The organism is Leptospira weilii serovar Ranarum str. ICFT (assembly GCF_000332415.1).
GTDB lineage: Bacteria > Spirochaetota > Leptospiria > Leptospirales > Leptospiraceae > Leptospira > Leptospira weilii_A.
This window is the reverse complement of sequence record NZ_AOHC02000021.1, coordinates 12,248-33,287: the sequence shown is the minus strand read 5'-3', so window position 1 is coordinate 33,287 and position 21,040 is coordinate 12,248. Positions and strand designations below refer to the sequence as shown.

Here is a 21,040-nt window from a genome sequence, read left to right as displayed (position 1 = left end):
GATGACACGAACTACTTCGAAAAAGAAATCCAAATTCTTTTTTATCACTTACCAAATTCAAACTTGAGAATCTATATTGTAAAACGTAGTCGATCCGAACGTTTTAATTGAGTTCGAGAATAGAGAATGGAAAAATTGCGGAGATTTGACAAAAACGAAATGTTTTATTATTCAAGAATAGACTCTGGGAAGGAACTGGCTATCGATTCGGGAAACTCAGGCGCTAAAAACTTTTTTATAACAAAGGAAATTTCATACAGTTTTTATAATATTCCAGAAGTAACGTAACAGAAATAATTGCACTTTATAACAAGGAAAGATTAAACATCAGCTAACTACGACCAATGTTTGGTTAGAGTATTTCTTCCGTAACGTCGGATACACACACTCTATTTCTTCCAGAAGTTTTAGCTTGATACAACGCTTGGTCCGCGCGCGCAAAAGTATTTTCTAAACCGTTTTTTCCTCCTCTACCTTCCGAGATTCCGATACTCAAAGTCACGGGTTTTCCGTCTTGTAGTATCACTTTACCTTCTATTTCTTTCCGAAGATGTTCCGCGATATTAACGGAGTCTTCCGGATTCGCTCCAAAAAGAAAAACCGCAAACTCTTCTCCACCCCAACGACAAACCGCATCCGTTTGACGAATGTTAGCGTGGAGTATCTGTGAGACTTTGACCAAAATTCGATCTCCCATATCGTGTCCGAACTTATCGTTCACCTGTTTGAAATGATCGATATCAATCATCAGAATCGTCCAGGGTTGTCCGTGACGACTTCCGATCGCAAGAGATTTTTGAGTGAGTCTCAGAAACCCGCGACGATTGGCAATCCCAGTCAAAGGATCGGTGTGAATCAACTTAGAAACATGCTCCATCGTTATTTTCAACTTTATATAAAGAATCAGTACGATCCCAAGAGCGCATATCAGCCCCCAAAACGGAAGTAGATTTACGACAACGGAAACAACGAATTCAATCGCCGAAATTCGATGAACCAAACGAACTTCGTTTTCCTTGATATCGAAAAATGCCCAGTAATATCCTCCTTGTAAAAAGAATTTTTCCGTGGGACCGTTCGGAACCTGCGGCATGGAATCGTTTAGATCGATCCGAGAAATTTTTGCGATGATCTTTTTATTTTCATCGATTAGAATACTTTCCCCTATACAATTTCCCACTCCTAAAACTCTTCGCATCGTATCGAGTCCGATGTCGATGGAAACGACGCCGATGAATCGATCCCGAAAGTAAACGGGCTCGGATACGGTGATCATCAATCCTTGTCCGCCGATATCGTTATAAAGTTCCGTAATGATTTGTTTGCGGTCGGGATTTACTTCCGGCTTTGCTTGAACCCAAAAGGGTCTTTTATAAAGTCCTTCGTTAAAAACGTCTCGAGACGGTTTCGATTGAGGAGCGAAATAAAGGAATTTTTGTGCGGATACATAATATACCCAAACCACTTCGCTTTGTCTTTCCACCAATGTATCGAACTGTCCGCTCAGATTCAGCGCCGCCTCGACCTCCCTCAAAAAAAACGGAGTGACTGAAAAAGACGTCAAAGCCGGACCCAAAGATTGCGCCGCGGATGAATGCGTTTTTTTCCGATTTTGGTCTTTGATTCCGAAAAGTTGTAAGCTCGGATAATTTTTGAACTTACGCGGAACCTGAGTGTTCAAAACAGAATCCTCGTAATAAGTCATGGAATGCGTGATCGAAAGCCCTAAGGCTCTGGTTTGATTGCTGATTCTTTGAATATAATCCTGAGTTACTTTCGCTCTCATCCAAACGACGCGGTAAATTTCATTTTGTATCTTCTTCGCTTCGTAAACGAACGTCCCGATAATCAGAATCGGTATGATGGCTAAAACCATAAGAATCGTTTTTCTTTGTAATCTTGTTTCGTTTTGATATACGCTCATTCGGTCCTGATTTGCCTTGCAAGTACAGAATCGCATGGAATTTATTTCTCCGCAAATGTTTATTGAATTTCATTCCGATGAATCGAATATGATTCTATATTTTGAGAACTTTATCGGGTTTAGGTACCGTTGCTAAACCTTGAAAATGATAAAATGAGATCTTTAGGAATTCATAACAGGAGTTAAAAACCGTACAAAAAAACACAAAAAATGTTTGTTCCTTAGCCCGGCAGGGTTTGGAACTTCTAACTTTCTTCTGAAGAATTCATTTCAAGGATTTGAAAGTCAATTTAGACGCAAAAAATTGACTTCTTCGCTTCTTTAAAGGCAAGAAAAAATTTTAAGACTCAATTTATAAAAAGAAAATTATAAAAAGTCCGGAATATCGTTTTCTTAGGAAAAACACATTACAAAAAAGAGATAGAGTAACGTAAGTTCGGTATAACCCATGCGAAAGCCCCGCGCTTTAATTCCTTTAGCGCGGGTCCGATTCTTGACAAAGCCAAGAGCCGGATTGTCCAATTTTTATCCACGAATTCATGTTAGAGTAGGTTTCAAACGGTTCGTCAAACGTAAAGTTACGAAACTCGAGCCATCCAAGCCGAGGGGACGCGACAAAAGCCTAAATCGTATTTCCTACGGATTAAGGAGACTCCAATTTCTTTTTTGCCAACTCGTATATAACTTGAAATTGTTCGACGGTCATTTTGTTTGGTTCGCCTAACGGAGAATTTTCGATCTCACTGTGATTGTGTACGTATGGAATATTCGATTTTTGGAAATCACTCGGTGTGATATAAATCGTCTTTTCCCCTTTTGCAACGGATAAATAATCGGCGTCGTTGATTTTTTTTGCGTGGTTTTGTCTGTTTTCCAGTTCTATTTGGCCCTCGCAATGACAGGTGAACGTCATATCTCCGTAAACCGAAGTATAAAATTTCGTTCCTCTCACTCCCGCAGTCGTCGTTGGCGTATGAAGACTCATCTTCTCCCCTTTTAACAACTTATTCGTTAAGATCCAAGAACTTCCTTTATCTTGAAAAAAGGATTTTTCATCGGATTCTTCCCTTACTTGAAATCGGGAATCGGATTGAATTTCAATTACGGTCGAATTTTCCCCGAAAACAAGCGTCACAACCGACTTTGTTCCGGTTACGATTGTATCTCCGCTTAAGATCTCCTGGGATACGGTCGCTTTTAATTGTTGTTCTCCTCTTTGAACGGATACGTCCCCTTTTACGAACGCAATCGCTCCTTTGGTTCGGCTCGTTTGACTTTTACCACAATCAAAAACCAATCCGCACATACAAACGACGACGATTATCATCGATATCTTTTTCATACATTCTCCCTTTAATTTAAGAAATTCATTGTATTCATAGATTATTTTTGCGTTAGGCGACCCGCAAGATAACCCATCGGAATATACGCTCCCACCAAATCCAATCCGGTAAACCAAATCGGCGAAGGCAGCATTATTATATTTGCAATACCTCCCGCTAAGAATAAGAAGGCAATCCCCAACGCAAACTTCATTTTATGATTTGCGCTTATGATTGCGGTAAATAACGCTCCGGCAAACGTCCCCAATGCATGAGCTAAAAAAGGCAGTATAAAATGTTTCGGCTGGAATAAATGTATCGATACTTTCAATCCTTCCATCGTTGTTACATCGGCTCCGTTCGGCGGAGGAATGATGTGACCGCTAATCAGGATGATTCCCATGTTCACGACGCTGCCGATTACGGCGCCTACAACAACCGCTAATATGTTTCGAATGATCGGATTCATATTCTATTGTCCTAATTTTGTTTTTGGATCGAGATTTGTCCCAAAACTCAATCGTTCGTTGAACTTTAAATTTCGGGTTTCCATATAATTTCAAGGTCAAAGTACGGCAAGAATAGTTTTTGACTTTTTCATAAGAAGTTTCCGGGGAGTAAATTTATAACGACCGGAAATGTGCAGAGTTTATATTTATCATATTCCGAACTTTGATGATTTTAATCCAATCAATCCGGGGAAAGTTCATTCGAATAGATACATTAGAGTTGTTGAAAAATAAATTCTTGAATCGACTTGTATTGTGCGGATCGGACGATTTAGACAATTTGATTCTTAAGGAATCACAATTTTTCAACAACTCTGATTCAAAAATTGAATTTTTAGATTTTTAACAATTTATCGATCAAATTTCTTGAATTGTATAATATGAAAATTTAATATATCAAAACGATTTAACGCGAGTTCTGTGTAACGAATGCGAATGTAGTATTATGTTGCGACCGCAAACAGCAACACTTTAGTTCAAGCACGGTCCAGCCCTTTTATGCAAAGACTGGATTCGCCCGAAATTTCTTAGGCATAAATGAAGTTTCTTAAAACGAATCTAGATTCAATCGATCCCCGAAAATAGGTTCATAGCTTTCCCACTATCTGAGTGAATCCGTACCGGAATTGAGATTACTCATTCATCCTTAACACATTCGAGCCGGCGCCCTCAGTTATTCCGGATTCGCCGCGATAAATGTTTTGATAACCTCCGCCAATTCTTCTCCTTTATCTTCTTGAAGAAAATGACCGCCGTTTGCAATCGTAACGTGCTTTTGACCTTTCGCGCCCGGAATCAATCTTCTGAAAAATATATCTCCGCCTTTGGTAATCGGGTCTCCGTCGCTGAACGCGGTCAAAAAAGGTTTTTTCCAAGTCCTTAAAATTTCCCAAGCTTTTCGATTGGGCCCCGACGCCGGATCGTCGGGAGTAATCGGAACCAGCGCGGGAAACTTACGAGCCGCGGCTTTATAAGATTCGTCCGGATAAGGAGCGTCATACGCCGCTATAACTTCCGGAGAAAGCGTGGAAACACATCCGTTTTTGACCACGGTTCCGATCGAAAATCGTTTTACGTTTTGAGAGAAATGTCGCCACTTCAGAAATTCCTCTTTCGGAGGAACGTCGCCCGTCGGAAGAAACGTATTCGCAGCTACAATTCTGGAAAATCGTTCCTGACTTTCCGCAGCGAGTCGCAGCCCCAAAAGACCGCCCCAGTCCTGACAAAATAAAGTGACGTTTCTAAGATTCAACTTCTCCACAAATTCTTTCAGCCAATCCATATGAGCCTGGTAGGAAAAGAAATCGGGGTCGTCGGGTTTATCGGACTTTCCGAAACCGATCAGATCGGGGGCGATCACTCTGTAACCTACAGCCGACAAGGGAGGAATCATCTTTCTGTATAAATACGACCAGGACGGTTCTCCGTGTAGTAAAAGAATCGTTTCTTTTCCTTCCGCATTCCCTTCATCCAAGTAGTGCATTCTCAGATTCCGGACTTCTACGTAATTGGCTTGGAAATCGTAGCCTGGTAGATTTTCAAAAGCGGAATCCGGGGTTCTTAAGATTTTCATAGGGACGATAGAATTCTCGAAGTTCTAAATCCGGGAAGCATTTTTTATTCGACGGAGTTAAGAAGGCCGGTGGCAGTTGATCGCTCTTAAGGGTGTCAGCTTGATTGTGTAAATGACTTGTGAAAAAACCAAAAGTAACAAGGATAAAAACAACATGAGCAAACCCAAAAATCAAGCGGAAGAGCTACTCGATGAGTTAATCAAAGAAAAGACACGTCTTAGATGTTAGGAATCAGTGGAAAGTGGTTAGGGTAAATTTTAGTAAGGCGAGGGATCGGACTTTAACAAAGGTTGATTTTTCCGATAAAGTAGAATTAGGTTTTGGGACGCTTTGTAAAGATTCGGATTATAAGATCTAAATTTTTTTCAAACCAACTTTTCACAACACGATCGATGCATTTTGGATGTCGAATAAAATTTACAATTTGATAAGTTGGCGTATTTTAATTTTACCTCCCAGGCTATAAGCTGATGAGCTTTTCGTAATCGATTCAAATATAATTTTCTGAGTAATAAGAGACGCTTTTTTAAAATTCATTTTAGAAGAATCGTTTTATGTTTTGGGGAGTCGAGAAATGAATCAGACTATAATGATTGAACACGAATTGAAAGAAATACAGGTCAATGCAGTTCGTTATAAACTTTTGGTAATCGAATTTGCAGGTATAATCAATCATGAAACCTTGAAGGGAATTCCGGCTAAGTTAAGTTCTATTTTTTATGAGATGGAGGGATTGTTAGTATTGGATATAAGAAGAGTGACTAATCTGAATTCGGAGTTTGTGCGTGCTTTTACGGGAATTTTACATGTAATTTCTGAAAAATTTACTCGATACTTTATCATGACGGAAGATCAAAAGATTTACAATTGGATTATGAATTATAATAAATTGAAAGAAGTCAATCCGGTCATGAACTTTGAAGAACTTAAAGAAGCTTTGGAATTAGATTCTTTAATTCAAGAATTTGAATTTTAAAGATAGAAGACTTTTTTAAGGTTCAATATAATTTTTATTCATTTTATATTTTGAAGAGAGCCCTTTTGAAGAATAAGGTATACTCATTCTTGTAGAAGGGAACTCACTCTATTACACTCGTCTATCTGGGTTTGTTCGCAATAACAAACCAGGTAGACAATTTTAAAATCCTTTCCTTATAGCGCGTTCCAAAACCCGTCAGCAGCCATAGCAGCGAGACGCTTTAGTTATCATCCGAGCGAGCCTTAGTGAACGAAAGCGCTGAGTTCTATTTTACTTTATCAGAAAGACAAAGCCACAGAGTTGTCCTTGTCGAGCAACTTAGGAAATTTAGCATAACGTTTTCGAAGGAAATGGCGTTTTAAAAGCAAGATAGCCGCAGCGACGGTTTTCGCGAAGCAAGGATAGATGGGACAAGTCCTTATAAGGTTATTCTAATGTAGCTCTTCCCAAGAATAGAAAACAGCTTATAAAGAAAGAATACTCAATCCTCCATTTACTTCTCGTTTTTCAAAACTTGAGTCAGTTTATAACTAGGGAGATTCCGAACTAAAATTCAGTTATATTAAAAAAGATAAAAGTTCTCACGGATGGATACTGTCTGATTGATCAAATTCGCGCCTATATCTCCATAAACAAACACTGAATCTATTTGGCTAATCTGCATTCATTGGCCAGATAGATTTTTTTTTTGCCTCTTATACATTGATGATTGAGTTTCGTCAAACCGCATAACTTGAAAAGATGAATGTTGAGAAAACGAAAAAGATAACGTACGACTTAAAAATCCGATTTACATGCTATCCGATAAGGACATTCATATCTTTTAATATTCGCTTTTGTATATTTTGTAATTTCTTTCGCGTTCGTTTTAACAAAATATGCGAAAAGAAATAAACAACGCGAGTTTTTGGTATAAGAAAGTTTGGGTGAATCAGAAACTCAATGTTGCTTTCCTAACTCAATCTCACTCCCGATGGGTCGTTCGAGTAACTCAATCTCACTCCCGATGGGTCGTTCGAGTAACTCAATCTCACTCCCGATGGGTCGTGAGATAGGTCGAAATAATAATGGCATTCGCATTGGTTTTATTGAACTCACGTTAAGCACATAGTCATTCCGAGATTACTTCCAATCAGGTTGGAAGATGATTCGGCCTTCGATTGTATCAATTCAACTCCAAATGATTACTCAATATCTCGGCTTTTTGAGAATTCATCGATACTTTAAAATATTCGTCTTTGGAGCCGTTCGTGAGATAAGTATTTTTTCTGAGTCCTTTTGGCGAATGACCGGTCCATTTTTTACAAGCCCTGTGAAAAGACGTATAAGAATTAAATCCACATTCGAAAGCGATATCCAACAAATTCATATTTCGTTTTTCCAGGAGAAGGCGAATCGCGTCGTTCATTCTGTTTTGATTGATAAAATCCGAAAAACCCATATTTTTGTAGTTATTCAAATAAAAGGAAGCTTGATGTAAACTGATTCCCAAATAGGCCGAAAGATCAATTAGGCGAATACTCTCGTCTGCATAAAGTTTTTCTTGGATAAAACCTCCGATTCTTTCTTCCGCACGTTTTAAATCGTCTTCTTTAAGAAGATTTTTTTCTTCCGTATTTTCGTTAGATTCAAAAATTTCCTCTTTAGAATTCGAATCCGACTGTTCTATGGTTTCTTGAATTTCCGTGTTTAGAATCGATATTTGTGTGTATTCTTCGTTTAGGATTTTTATTTTCCTTTTTAAAAGATAGAGAACGGAAATGAAAAATATATAAGTATAGTATGAAATGCTATTCCAATAAACGTTATAAAAAGCGGTTCCGATTAAATTTCCCATAATTCCAAATCCGACGCCGCCAAGGACGGGTAACAAAAGATAATATTCCTTTTTTAAACGACGAAAATAAATCAGACAGCCCGTTTCTATTGTAGTGTAAATGCAAACTCCCAAACAGAAAATTTCTCCCGTAACTGCCATGGAAAACGATTTTTCAAAATACATTAGGCATAAAAATGAGAAAAAGATCGCCGATGCAGCGTTTCTAAGAATGGTTTGGTAAGATGTTTGGATTCCAAGAATCGCAAGTATGACAAGTCGGAGTAGTAGAAATGAATAAACCGAAATTCCGCAGATCAGGGAAATCAATTTGAATTTAGATAAGTCTCCGGAAGTTGCTATTTCAGGAATTGTTCGATTCCAGATCGTTAAATAAACGCCGAAGAAAAATACAAACGTGAAAAAGATGTTTTTTTCGATCCATCTTTGTACGCCGGATTTCGAAATGATTTTATCGTCGAAACTCGGTAAAATTTTCGAATTATAAACCAGGTCTAAAAAACTTTGAATCAGTGTATTCATAATGACAAACTCTCTAATTTTGTGGGATCCGAATTTTGAATTTTTAAATCCGAAACCTCTGCGTTGGTTTCGCTTTTTTTCCATTTTGTTTATTTTTTTCATTTGGATGGAATGCTTTTGGTTTATTTTGCTCGTTTGGGAAGAGTGAAATATATAATTTAAGAATCGATTTAGAATTGTAAAATTTCGATACAATAACTCATGCTCTTGCAAAATACGGGCTCCGCTAAAACGTAATGAAATCATATTAATACGAATAGTTCTCTATAACTTGAATCATTTGAATCGAGAGAAATGATCCCGACTGTTTCTTAAGAAATGATTCTATTAGCCATGTCCTGTAAGGGGCGCTATAAGTAAATTAAAAAATCGACAATCGACTTATCCCATGTCAGAACGACATTTAGTTTGTGTTGTAATTGTGTTTTTTAATACGACATTAAGGTTCTGTCGCATCTTTGGATAAGTTTATGATAGGAAAAAGAACTTTATAAGATTCTACTTCGTTTAAAATCTTTCTAAATCAATAGGAGTTTTATAACGGCGTTGAAAAGAAATTTTGTAATGACCTATAAATTTACAGATCCATGATCTTTCTTGATGAGAGTTAACTTAGATCCGTTTTCTAGGATCAAAAAAAGTCTCTCAAAATTTAAAAGAGATTATTACTCACACTTCTGCATCTTAAATTCAGCGTAGTAAAATGAGAACTCTTAGCCCGATTTCTTAAAATTGTGTCGAGGGGAATCTGTTATTCCTCCCCAGTTTGGTCTCAAGGTGGTGAAGCTACACATCGAACATAGTATGTCGTAGTTTTTGAACTTGTACCGGCAGTGAAACCTGATTGAAAGTTAATTGCCCAAGCTTGAGTTGTCGCAAGTCTGTATGAACTTGATGTCCAATAGTATTGGGAAACCGTACCTGGAAAAATGGCAGTATTAATGACCGGCGCAGTACCCGAGGAATGATCTACAATGCTTCTTAATTCAGTGACATTCGGTAATCTCCAAGTTTTGCCGGCCAAGACAAGACCATTACAGTAGGTAAGAGCATTTGCCCATGTCAGTTGATTCGTGCCGCCTGTTCCGCAAGTGGAACCGGAAAGATTATTTGTACATTTTTGCCAAATTAATGCGTTGCCTATATCTGTGACGGTTCCGTCGCTATTGTCCACAAAAGGTGCCGCTGCTACTGAAATTGTGAATCCGAAAAAAAATACAATCAATTTGTAAGCAAAGAGTGATTCCCAATTTTTAGTTTTCTTTTTGGTAATTTTTGCGGTCATATTAGCTCCTTAAATAGATTTCGAAAGATTCCTAAGAAGGGGGATCTTCCCAGGAATTCGATAATATTATAATATTCGTATTTCTGAATTCTTTCCATTGATTACGGTCCCGGAGATACACAACGTGCTAACGATCCCGCTGCAGTTTTGTCTGTCCAAGTAGTCGATCCATCCGAAAAATAGAGGACCAAAGCTTTCGTTGTATCTGGACTGTATAAAGTAGAACTCCAGTAGTAATAACTGGCTGTTGCTCCTGGGAAAAACGCAGTGAAAGTTCGTGGAGATGTGGCAACATTGAAATCGACTAAGGTTTCGATTTCAGGAATGGTCGGTAATCTCCAGTTTGTCCGACTTGCATAACCCGCACCTGCGTTCAGGTTGTTACAAGCTGTAGTGGCCGTTGCCAAACTTAAGTAACTGTTGGCCCCTGTCGCACAAGTAGCGCCTGATCGTCCTTCATGGCATGTTTTCCAAACAAGGCCGGTAAGATTATCCGTTACAGTCAATCCGCCATCGGTGCTCGTAAAATTTGGGTTTGAACCTTTCTGTAACTGACCGTCTTGACCGGTGGATGTGGATAGAGCACACGTCGCATCCAATGTTCCGTCCGTAGCCCAACAATTGGTTTGCATCGTTTTCATGGGCGGCCTTCCAAAGACCATAATACTGACAGTATTATTTGTGCTTCCGGAAGAGTTACTTGCGGTGATCGTGTAATTTGCCGAGGCCTGAAATCCCGTTGGAGTTCCGGAGATTGCACAAGTTGTAGCATTGAGAGTGAGTCCACCCGGTAGCGCTACGTCCGATGCACAACTCGTGACGGTTCCCGTGACCGCAGGCGTTGCAGTGGCGGCGGTTCCTCTGTAGAAAACCAAAGCGCTTGGCGTGTAGGCTAGTCCTGTAGGAGGAGCTAAGTTCACCGTAATCGAGATTGTCGCAGTTGTGTTTCCAAACGCGTTGCTTGCGGTGATCGTATAACTGGTCGCCGTTTGTGTTGTTGTGGGTGTTCCTGAAATCGCACAAGTAGTAGCATTCAACGCCAATCCGGACGGAAGAGCGATATCGGAGGTGCAACTTGTGACGGTTCCGGTCACGGAAGGGGTAACCGTAGTAATGGTGGTTCCTTGTGTAAACGTAAACGGGCTTCCTGCATAACTCAGAGCGGAAGGAGGAGCTAAGTTCACCGTAATCGAGATTGTCGCAGTTGTGTTTCCAAACGCGTTGCTTGCGGTGATCGTATAACTGGTCGCAGTCTGTGTTGTTGTGGGTGTTCCCGAAATCGCACAAGTAGTAGCATTCAACGCCAATCCGGACGGAAGAGCGATATCGGATGTGCAACTTGTGACGGTTCCGGTCACGGAAGGGGTAGCCGTAGTAATGGTGGTTCCTTGTGTAAACGTAAACGGGCTTCCTGCATAATTCAGAGCGGATGGAGGAGCTAAGTTCACCGTAATCGAGATTGTCGCAGTTGTGTTTCCAAACGCGTTGCTTGCGGTGATCGTATAACTGGTCGCCGTTTGTGTTGTTGTGGGCGTTCCTGAAATCGCACAAGTAGCTCCATTGATTCCTAAACCTGTAGGTAAGGGGATATCGGATGTGCAACTTGTGACGGTTCCGGTCACGGAAGGGGTAACCGTAGTAATGGTGGCTCCTTGTGTAAAAGTAAACGGGCTTCCCGCATAATTCAGAGCGGATGGAGGCGCCATGTTAACCGTAATAGTGATCGGAAAAGTAATACCGCCGGAAGCATTGCTAGCAGTGATTGTATAATTGGTTGCCGGTTGAATTACGGTCGGTGTTCCCGAAATAGCACAGTTAGTTGCATTGAGAGAAAGCCCTGTAGGTAAAGGGATATCCGAATTACACGCAGTCACGGTGCCCGTATAAGTCGGGTTGATCGTTGCGATCGTCGCACCTTGTGTAAAAACATAAGGACTTCCCGCGTAATTCAGAGCGGCAGGAGGAGCCATGTTAACCGTAATCGAGATAACGGTACTTGTACTACCAAATGCGTTGCTTGCGGTAATCGTATAGTTTGTTGGACCTTGGACAACTGTCGGAGATCCGGAAATAGAACAATTCGACCCGAGGGAGAGTCCTGCAGGAAGAGGAACATCGGAAACACAACTCGTGATCGTGCCCGTATGAGAAGGAACGATAGGAGCAAACGCAGGAGCTGCACTTGCAGTAAATATAAAAGCGGGGGCTGCAAAATTCAAAGCCGCAGGCGGGTTCGCATTTACTGTGATTACAATCGTAGTATCCTTACTTTGTGAAGAATTCGAAGCGGTAATCGTATAATTCGTAGCCGGTTGGTTTACCGTAGGGGTTCCGGAAATCGTGCAGGTTTTTCCGTTGATTGCAAGTCCCGTCGGTAGTGTGGGATTGGAAGAACACTGCTCAATCAATCCGTTTACACTCGGTTGTATCGGCGCAACGGGAGCGTCCTTGGTAAGCACGTAAGGACTCAAAGAGTAATTGATAAAAATCGGATCGCTTGGAGACGAGGATTGAAGCAGATTCATGGGTCCGAAAAGTCCTTTAAAACTCAAAGAATCGTTTCCATTTCCAATACAATCCCCGACCGTTAAGAGGACGACAAACGTAAATAGAACGGTAAAAAATTTTCTAAACCGGCTTAAAACGAACCTTTCCATTCTCGTACGGAAAGAAAATTCTCCAATCAATCTTTGTGATTTTTTGAATCGATAGTTCTCGTTTTTCATAAAAATCCCCAACCTTTTTAAAACTCTGAATGAAACAAAATTAAAAATCATTACGCAAAAAAAAGAGAAAGAACAGTGGTTGGATTGTTTGCGCTCGATAGAGTTAAGAATTTTCTGCGATCCACGTTCTAAAAAATCTTTCGATTTTTTTCTCAACGAAAACTCAGAGTTTGCCGAGCTTCATTTCGGAAGGATCACATACCCATCCGTTTCGATCTACCGTTCTTACTTGGAAATGTAGATCGCAATCCAACATCAATATCTTTTTCTCTTGGACGAAAATCTATCCGAAAACTAAAATTAGTTCCGCTCGCATTATAACGTGAAGAGTTTTTCATGCGTCATTGAATTTCGCGTATTTTGCTAAGAAAATTGTGCGCAAATTATAGAAAGAGGATTGAAGCAGGTTCTAATACAAAATGCTTATAATGGAATGGAAAAGAATCTATGGGCGCTTAGAAACAGATGTATAACAATGAGGCAAAGTGTCGACTAACGTAACTATTTGCCGCTCTTTTGAGAGTGGTGTTTTTTTTCTATTTTAGAAAAACAGAGAATTTTAATTCTCGGAATTGATGAGTTTTCTAAATTCCCTCGGAGATTTTCCCGTAAATTTTACACAAGCTCTGTGAAACGAAGAGGCTGAGTTAAAACCGCATTCTAAAGCAATTTGTAATAAATTCATGTGTGATTTATTTCGGAGGTTCCGCTTTACGTCTTCAATTCGATTCATATTCAGGAAATCCGCGAACTTCATGGACATGTGTTTATTGAGATAGTAAGAGGCCTGGTGTGTGGAAAGTCCCAGATAAGAAGCAAAGTCCGGTAAACGAAGCTCTTCGTCCGCATAACCTCTCACTTGAAGAAAAGAATTGATTCTTTCTTCGATCTTTTCCAGTTCCACACCTTCCAAAATGTTTCTAGTGGATTCGGACTGACCTTCTTCCTCTTCTTCGGATTCGATTAAATTATCCACAGGGAAATCCGTAAAAGCTTGGCTATCCATGAGCGATTTATTGACTTCTCCATGAGCTTTACTGAAAAGAAACGGAAAGAAACGTTCAATCAAAGTAATGTAAGCGATCATAAATCCGGGAATGAGTTCTGAAAACATGAGCATTTTTGTGGAATGGATTAGGGTTCCGACTAAATCCAGGACCAATGAAGAAGTAATTGCAAGAGTGATGAACGGAAAGTTGAAAAAGGCATTCGCTTTTTTAGTAGAATGGATTTTATAAATGGACCAACCGGATGTATAGAGAGTGAATAAAATCGCCACGGAATCGCAAAGATAAATGTAAATTGTACCGGGTAAAAAGAACGCAGCCGTCAGCGCCATTGGAATAATTGCGATCAGCCGTTTGCAGTAATACCAAGGATTTTGCAGACGATCCAGTATGAACATCATACAAATCAAAACCGCAGCCGAAGCGTAAAGAACCAAACCAAAATAGATTCCTAAAAATATGGGATCTTTCATCAATCTAGGATCGGTTTCTTGCGGAAAAATCACTTTGTTGTTGGCCATCAAAAAAATGCTTACGCTCAAAAGAATCGTACCGTAGGCTTTGTTGAATTCGTCTCTTTTTCCAGTGCAGAGTTTGCCGATTGCCATTATGATTCCGATCCCGACCCCGGCGGCGTGAGCGTAAAATAAATTCATTTCCGAGAATATAGAAAATGTGATATCGGATAGTATATTTACGTTGAACATTTGAGTTAATTCCTTATACGAGAAAATTTTTGTAGACGATGGGGCAGCGACTTTATGGAATTTTTACGGCAATCGGGTTTCACAAGACGTTTTATTTCCATTTATTCCATTATAGCTTTCAATTTCGAACGAGGTCATCGGCAAATATAATTTAGAAAGGAGAAAATTATAAATATCAGATATCCCATTTTAGAATTTATTTTAATCTGAAGTGAAATTACAGATAATTCGTAAAAGAGGCGGGGTTTGACCGGAAAAGAACTCCGTCCTCTTAGATTCGATTTAATCCTAGGTAAAGTTTAGTTTCTGAATTGAACATCCGCGGGCGAAGATTGGAAATGAATGACTTTCGTCTGAGTTTCTCGAAATTGTTTCGGAGACATTCCGGTCTCCTTAAGAAAAGCTTTATAAAAAGAAGAATTCGAATTGAAGCCGACCGCGATTCCGACGGAAACGACGGAGCGGGAAGGGTCGTTGATAAGCATCGATTTCGCTTCTTCGACCCGAAATCGATTGATATAATTGTTAAAATTCATCCCAAGATGGTTATTCAAAAAGAAAGAAAGCTGATGTACGGAAATCCCAAGTTCTTCAGAAACGTCCGGAAGGCGAATATCTTCGTCTAAATAAATTCGTTCTTCTTTGATGATATGAATCAGTTTTTTTTCGAGCGCATTGATGTCCACATCGTGCAAAAGGGAACGTTTTACGAAGTTTTTCCCCGGTTCCGACGAGATAAAATCCAACAAATTGGGATGAATTAAGGTCAGAAAATAATAGAAAATGACCGTAAACGTAGTATGAACGCTGGAAAGAAGGATTAAGGACTTATTCTCAAACACGATTCCGAGTATTTCCAGGGGTATACACAGAGAAATTAGAGTGATCAGGGAAAGAATCATTCTAAAACTCATCCCGGAAGGTTCGTATTTTTTGTCTATAAAGACGTTTGCGATCGCAACCACGAAGTAAACGAAAACATACAAATTGGCTGCAAAAAGGAAAAATTCGAGCTCTTTGCTACCTGGTTGTTCGTAAAAAGTAGCGATCGGTAAACTCAAAATAAACGGACCTAAAAGATTCCAATAATAGATCAGAGGAAGTTTCGAATACTTCTTAAAACTCATCGTAGAGATTAAAAATACAAGAGTTCCACTTGCGGCTAAGGCGACGATATCGATTAAAAAGACGAATTTGCGGAGCCACGTTTGGGAGATCATATTCAAACTGGTTTCATCCACGGATTGAAAAATCGCAGTGAGAATTAATACCGACGATACCAAATAATCGATTTGTTTTCTTGCGCGAATCCAACTTCCAATTCCTAGAACCAAAGCAAAGCCCGCTCCAAACCTTATTAAACTCAATAAGATTTCTTTATTTAACATCGAATCTAAAATATTCATCATAATCCATTATTCGCTTTTCCGTTTTCTTGAATTTGTTTGTTTAGAAAACCAAAAGGCATCTCTAATTAAAGTTTAAACGAACTCACTGATTGTAATCAATAGATTCATTTTTAAATTGAATCCAATTTGGTCCATTCAAATTCAATGTAAACGAATCATTTTATATGCGAATGTGAAAATGACATTTAAATTGTAAAAGAAATTTTGAATATTCACTAATACTTTTATTTCGGTTAACAACTTTATAGATAAAGATCATTTCAGGCGATAAATAGTTTCTTTTGTATGTAAAATATTTGGATAGTTATCATTAAATTTCCCTTAGATTATACTTTTTATAAAATGAGTTATGTTTATTGTAAAAAAAAATAATTCATTTTTAAATTGATGTTCAAATAATTAAAACAAAACGAGTTGAATCTGATTTTTATCGTCTTGAAAATTATTTTAGAACTTTTTAAAGTATTAAACGAAGCTCAATTTGAAAATAATTTGTAATATGAAAAAAGAAAATGAAATTGTATATAACGTTATATCGTTAAATGAAATCAAAAAGAATGATTTTCATTTATTTGAAACCACTATGCTACGAAATAAACAGAATCATGTCTAATTAAAGAATTTATTATCCTATTTTATATTTTGCTAAGAATCGTGTGGAGGTGGATTTTTAGAAAAAGGAATTAAATTCTTTGTAAGATTCATTGAGTCTCAAAGATTCATTCATTTCTGAATCTAATCAGATACAAATGTAGATGAAGTAATCACAATCAGCTTTTTAATTTGTAAGTCGTATAAAATTAAAAAGAAATGGATTGGGAGTTTTCTGGAATGGAAAGGGGCTTCTCTCTTATTTGCAGTCAAAACATTTTGTGCTTGTTGGAAAGATCAAATCGACTTATGGATGTGGGAACTCCCACCAAAGTGAATTTTCAAAAATATGTGAAAGGTGGTAGGCGGATTTAATTCTTTACAATTTAGGTAGCAATCGGATACCAGCTTTACGGAAATCGTGTTTTAAGAATTTATTTTTACTTGTTCCGACAAGAATGGAGCATTTTACTTACAAAAAGTATGATTTTCTGATAGAGAAAAAAACCTTTGAGTCTTCCCGCCTCCTATTTCGCGACTCATAGTGAGTGTGAAATAGCCAACGGTAGCGGAGCATTATCTTGCGATCCGTAGGGAACAAGATTGAGTTTAACGAGTGGCTCTCAGCGAAGCTGAAAATTTTCGCGACTGAAACTCAGTGGATGTTCTAAGGAATCGCGTTGCAGGTCGCTCTGAAAAACTCAACTCACTTTAATTTAAAAGATTGCTTGAAAGATAAATGTTGTTCCTACTGGCGTAAGATTTGTCCCACCTTTATTTTGAATAAAAGAACAGTGGCTTTATTTGTTATCTCGCGTTTAAAGTGCTTGCCTTGGTGCGTGTTACATTGAACTCAGGGAAGTAGTGCTGTGTTCTTACTAAGCTACCAATTTCGTATTTTTGACAAAGCAAATCTCGTGTTTTGAGACACGTTGTAAATTCATGTAACTAATATCTTGCCATCATTCAGGAAAACTCTGCCTCCTTTGTATGATTGAGCGTAGCATAATAAAAATAGAGTGCCGGAAATTCTGTGCCTAAAAGGAGTACTTGTGTTAAAATTCGCCACGCATTCCATAGGTAGCGCTTAGTAATGCTCTGACTTAGTGACTGTAAAAATAACTGCTTTGCGAAATTTTATCAAATCTACAACTGAGGATCAATAAATAACGAAAGAATAAACGATATGGAATGGTAAAAGTTGAAAGATAAGAGTCTTAAAAGATTTCCTAGGTTCGTACATTGGCAGTAAACTTCTCTTTCCGGATTGTGTACGTTAAAAATTTCATCGAGCTTCTTTTGAACTTTAGATTATAAGATGAAAAGAAAGAATTAACTTCTATTATATAATGAGTATATGATTTCTGAATACAGCGATCTTTACGTTGAAAATAAAACTCATTCGTCGGATGTATATAGTTATTCGCTCTATAATCTTGAAGGAAAGCAACTCTATTCGGAACCGAATTACAATTCCTTATTGAATTTGGACCCAAAACTCAAGAAGGCGGTTGAAAGATTTATCGATTACGGCAATATTCACTCAAATATTTCGGCGTTTCGAAGATTCAAAAATGATAGAAACATTCAACTGATGGTTCGGTCGGAAAATGATCGGATCTACAAAGTCAACTTTGAAATCAATCCGAAGGGTAGTTATGTGTTCGTTCATATCGAATCTACCGCACGGAATTTATCCGATTCCGAAAAAAGCCGAATTCAGAGATTTAGGTCTTTAAAACACGATTTGGTTCGTACTTTAAAACTGGAAAAAACATATTTCTACCTTGTTAATATTGAAATTTATAATCATCCGTTTCTTCATAAATACGAAACTCAGATTTACGAAGCCGTTTTCTTAGATTTGCATACTGAATTTTTAACCATTACAAATAGTCAAAACGTCGGCCTTCGTATTTCCACAAATCAGATCTTTCTTGCGTATCAAATCAATAAACCGGATGTGGATATCAATTGGATTCCTTCGAGTTTGATTTCTTATATGAAGAATACCATTCAAATCGAAAACCACGAGTTTCATTTGAAACTTTCCATCGGAGGATTTCACACTTCCGAAACGGATACGAGTCCTCTCAATATTCTCAAAGGTTTAAGAGCGAATCTTAGGAAGGTGATCGATTCTCCTTTCAGTCGGTACGCGACTCAAAACCAAAACGATTCTTCCAACTTGATTGCAACGTATTTATCTCTTAGAAATTCGGTACACAAAAAAGAACTGCTTCTTTATTATCAACCGATCGTCAATTCCGAAACCAAAAGTCTGCATTCTTTAGAGGCGCTTTCTCGTTGGAATCATTCCGCCAAAGGAATGATTAGTCCGGATATTTTTATCCCTTTGGCGGAAGAGTCGGGTTTGATCAGTTCCATCGGAGCTTGGGTCATTCAAAACGCACTTTTGGATTTATCTCAAATCCGGAAAAACGAATTTTTATCTTCCAATCCTTTGATTTCGATCAACGTATCGCCGTTTCAGTTGAAAAATCCCGAATTCGCAGACAACTTGATTTCTTATTTTTCGAAATTGGATCTGGTTCCGAGTTCCATTATTCTTGAAATGACGGAGAGCCGTTATGAAGAAACGGCTCCGATCATCGAGCAAATGGTGATTCTGAAACGTTTCGGTTTTCAGATTGCGATTGATGATTTTGGAATCGGAAATTCTAACTTTTCCAGAATTGAAAAAATCGAATGTGATTACGTAAAACTGGATAAAAGCCTCATCATCGGCGTAGATACAAATCAAAGTAAAAGAAGCGTTTTAAAGGCTATTTCTCAGGTTCTTTTATCCCTTGGAAAAAAAACGGTCTTCGAAGGAATCGAGAATGCGGAGCTGGAACGTATCGCAATCGATTATGGAGCGAACTTTTTACAAGGATTTCATTACGGTAAACCGACACAAATTATGGATCTTTCTTCCTTTCAGTTTCAGCTCTAAAAAGAAAACATTTCATCATCCGCATTGTATTAACCGTTTGAGGAAAATAATCAAGATCGAAGATTGTTTCCAATTTTAGTATTAAATTATATTCTAAAAATAAACACCATACTTAACGTGAGTTCGACGGTTGAAATCTTGGGCGAATCGCTCGCGAATTTCATAGCTAAAATAGCTCGCGACCGCGCTTGAACTCAATGTTGCTCCTGCGGTCGCAACATAATGTTCCAATTCCTTCGGAATTTCCACTACAATCGCTTTCGCATTTGTTATACCGAATTCACGTTACTTAACGTGAGTTCTGCCTAAAAAAGTTTGGGCGAATCCGGCCTTGGCAGGCCGGACCTATCTCGCGAAGCGAGTTTGAGTTTTTTACTTTCTGCTCTGATCAACAAATTGATGGACCGATCGAAAAACGGTTTTCTTTCGTCATTTCAATTTGTTGATCTCGCTTCAATCGTTTTCGCATTGGTTACGCCGAACTTACGTTTTTCCATAAGGTCTTCGCCTAACATCTAATCACTGTCGCAAATTTTCATTTTAGAACATCGAAATTCAAATATATTGCCGTTCAAATTATCAGCGAAAGTTAGAATAGCAAAAATTTTTAGTTTCACGAAGTGTGATATAGTAACTTTGCAAAATTATCAAAGGAAAGTATTCAAATTCCAATTATGGGTTCGAATTGATAAGTTAGAAAAACATAAAATCATAAATAAATGGGTAGTTTTGTAAATTTAAAAGGGCCAATAATAAAAAAGTGGTCCTTTTATAGAATGCGGCGAATGGTTCGATAGATTTTATAGACTATGAATATGCCAAATGTTCTAGATCTTCTCTTGCAGTTTAAAAGATTTTTCGAAATTATATTTTCAAGAATTCGACTCAAAAAATTTTTTCGCATATCGATTTCGTTTGTCGGAATGATTTTTGTGAAGCGCGAGTAAACGAAGCCGATTGATATCGATTTTCAATCAAAATATTCAAAAAATAGAATGTGTTAACTCTTCTGGTAGTTTAAAAATCAATCTGGAACTCATCATAGATTTTAATCCGAACCGCGAAAGCGAAAATTGAGTTCTGAGTTTCAAATGGAGTAGGCGCTTGTTGGAAAACTGAACATATAAAAATCAACGATCCTATTTTATTTATAAGACTGTAAAATTTAAAAATATGAGGGTGCAAATGCAGGTTAGTAATGAGTTCGTTACATTTAATGTACATGGAACGGTTACCAAAGTGATGTTGATCAAGTTGTCGGGAATTATCGATAATCGCCCCATCATGAACGTTCGTGATATTATTTTGTCGATTTTAGACGAGTTTAAAGGAGTTTATATTTTAGATTTGAACAAGATTGAGAACGAGGAATTTATCAATCTAACCAACTTTAGAAAAATGATTTCGGATTCTATTCGCGTGAACCACAATTGTATTATATTGTCTGAATGTAAAAAATTGGAGTTGTGGATTGAAAATTATTCCGTTTTTAACGGGGTTTATCTGGCTAAAAACGATACGGAACTGACTCAGATTTTAAACGAAAAAATCGCAAACGACGTTTTTTTGGAAGACGGAAGCGATGAATCCGATATCCGATTGCATCTAGATTATCTAATCAAAGACGGATATTAAAAACTTACAGTGTCCCAAAACTTGCCGAGTGATCCTTTTCTTCCGAACTCGAAATTT

The 21,040-nt window shown here is 38.2% G+C and carries 12 protein-coding genes; 3 read left to right on the top strand and 9 right to left on the bottom strand.

The features are described 5' to 3' along the window. Positions 1-352: 352 nt before the first annotated feature. From LEP1GSC060_RS05745 to LEP1GSC060_RS05725, 4 genes are all read right to left on the bottom strand, one after another. Positions 353-1,924 (bottom strand): sensor domain-containing diguanylate cyclase, encoded by a 1,572-nt coding sequence (locus LEP1GSC060_RS05745; protein ID WP_036095556.1) that lies wholly within the window; start codon positions 1,922-1,924, stop codon positions 353-355. 643 nt (positions 1,925-2,567) lie between these two features. Next, positions 2,568-3,266, bottom strand: coding sequence for a FecR family protein (locus tag LEP1GSC060_RS05740; RefSeq protein ID WP_002998930.1), 699 nt, complete (start codon positions 3,264-3,266; stop codon positions 2,568-2,570). Positions 3,267-3,307: 41 nt separating this feature from the next. Continuing rightward, a complete protein-coding gene (locus LEP1GSC060_RS05735) occupies positions 3,308-3,715 on the bottom strand; it encodes a hypothetical protein (protein WP_002999191.1) in 408 nt (135 codons plus the stop codon). Between the two features lie 713 nt (positions 3,716-4,428). Continuing rightward, the gene (locus LEP1GSC060_RS05725) at positions 4,429-5,328 is read right to left on the bottom strand and encodes a haloalkane dehalogenase (protein WP_002998746.1); all 900 of its coding nucleotides are present in this window, start codon (positions 5,326-5,328) and stop codon (positions 4,429-4,431) included. A 575-nt stretch (positions 5,329-5,903) separates the two neighbouring features. On the opposite strand from LEP1GSC060_RS05725, the gene LEP1GSC060_RS05720 reads away from it, so the two are divergent. Beyond that, positions 5,904-6,305 (top strand): hypothetical protein, encoded by a 402-nt coding sequence (locus tag LEP1GSC060_RS05720; RefSeq protein WP_002999238.1) that lies wholly within the window; start codon positions 5,904-5,906, stop codon positions 6,303-6,305. Positions 6,306-7,473: 1,168 nt separating this feature from the next. Here the strand turns inward: LEP1GSC060_RS05720 and LEP1GSC060_RS05715 are convergent. The 5 genes from LEP1GSC060_RS05715 to LEP1GSC060_RS05695 form a co-directional block, all read right to left on the bottom strand. After that, on the bottom strand, positions 7,474-8,667 hold the full coding sequence (locus LEP1GSC060_RS05715; RefSeq protein ID WP_002998808.1) for a helix-turn-helix domain-containing protein: 1,194 nt from the start codon (positions 8,665-8,667) through the stop codon (positions 7,474-7,476). A 772-nt stretch (positions 8,668-9,439) separates the two neighbouring features. Continuing rightward, a complete protein-coding gene (locus LEP1GSC060_RS05710) occupies positions 9,440-9,952 on the bottom strand; it encodes an Lcl C-terminal domain-containing protein (RefSeq protein WP_036095496.1) in 513 nt (170 codons plus the stop codon). A 101-nt stretch (positions 9,953-10,053) separates the two neighbouring features. After that, positions 10,054-12,678: a putative Ig domain-containing protein gene (locus tag LEP1GSC060_RS05705; protein WP_002998813.1), complete on the bottom strand. Its 2,625-nt coding sequence runs from the start codon at positions 12,676-12,678 to the stop codon at positions 10,054-10,056. A 559-nt stretch (positions 12,679-13,237) separates the two neighbouring features. Next, positions 13,238-14,392, bottom strand: coding sequence for a helix-turn-helix domain-containing protein (locus LEP1GSC060_RS05700; protein WP_002998670.1), 1,155 nt, complete (start codon positions 14,390-14,392; stop codon positions 13,238-13,240). Between the two features lie 299 nt (positions 14,393-14,691). Then, on the bottom strand, positions 14,692-15,798 hold the full coding sequence (locus tag LEP1GSC060_RS05695; protein ID WP_002998877.1) for an AraC family transcriptional regulator: 1,107 nt from the start codon (positions 15,796-15,798) through the stop codon (positions 14,692-14,694). 1,951 nt (positions 15,799-17,749) lie between these two features. Here LEP1GSC060_RS05695 and LEP1GSC060_RS05690 point away from each other — a divergent pair. Both LEP1GSC060_RS05690 and LEP1GSC060_RS05680 read left to right on the top strand, forming a co-directional pair. Next, positions 17,750-19,348, top strand: coding sequence for an EAL domain-containing protein (locus tag LEP1GSC060_RS05690; RefSeq protein WP_002999089.1), 1,599 nt, complete (start codon positions 17,750-17,752; stop codon positions 19,346-19,348). Positions 19,349-20,590: 1,242 nt separating this feature from the next. Continuing rightward, the gene (locus LEP1GSC060_RS05680) at positions 20,591-20,983 is read left to right on the top strand and encodes a hypothetical protein (protein WP_036095493.1); all 393 of its coding nucleotides are present in this window, start codon (positions 20,591-20,593) and stop codon (positions 20,981-20,983) included. Positions 20,984-21,040 lie beyond the last annotated feature (57 nt).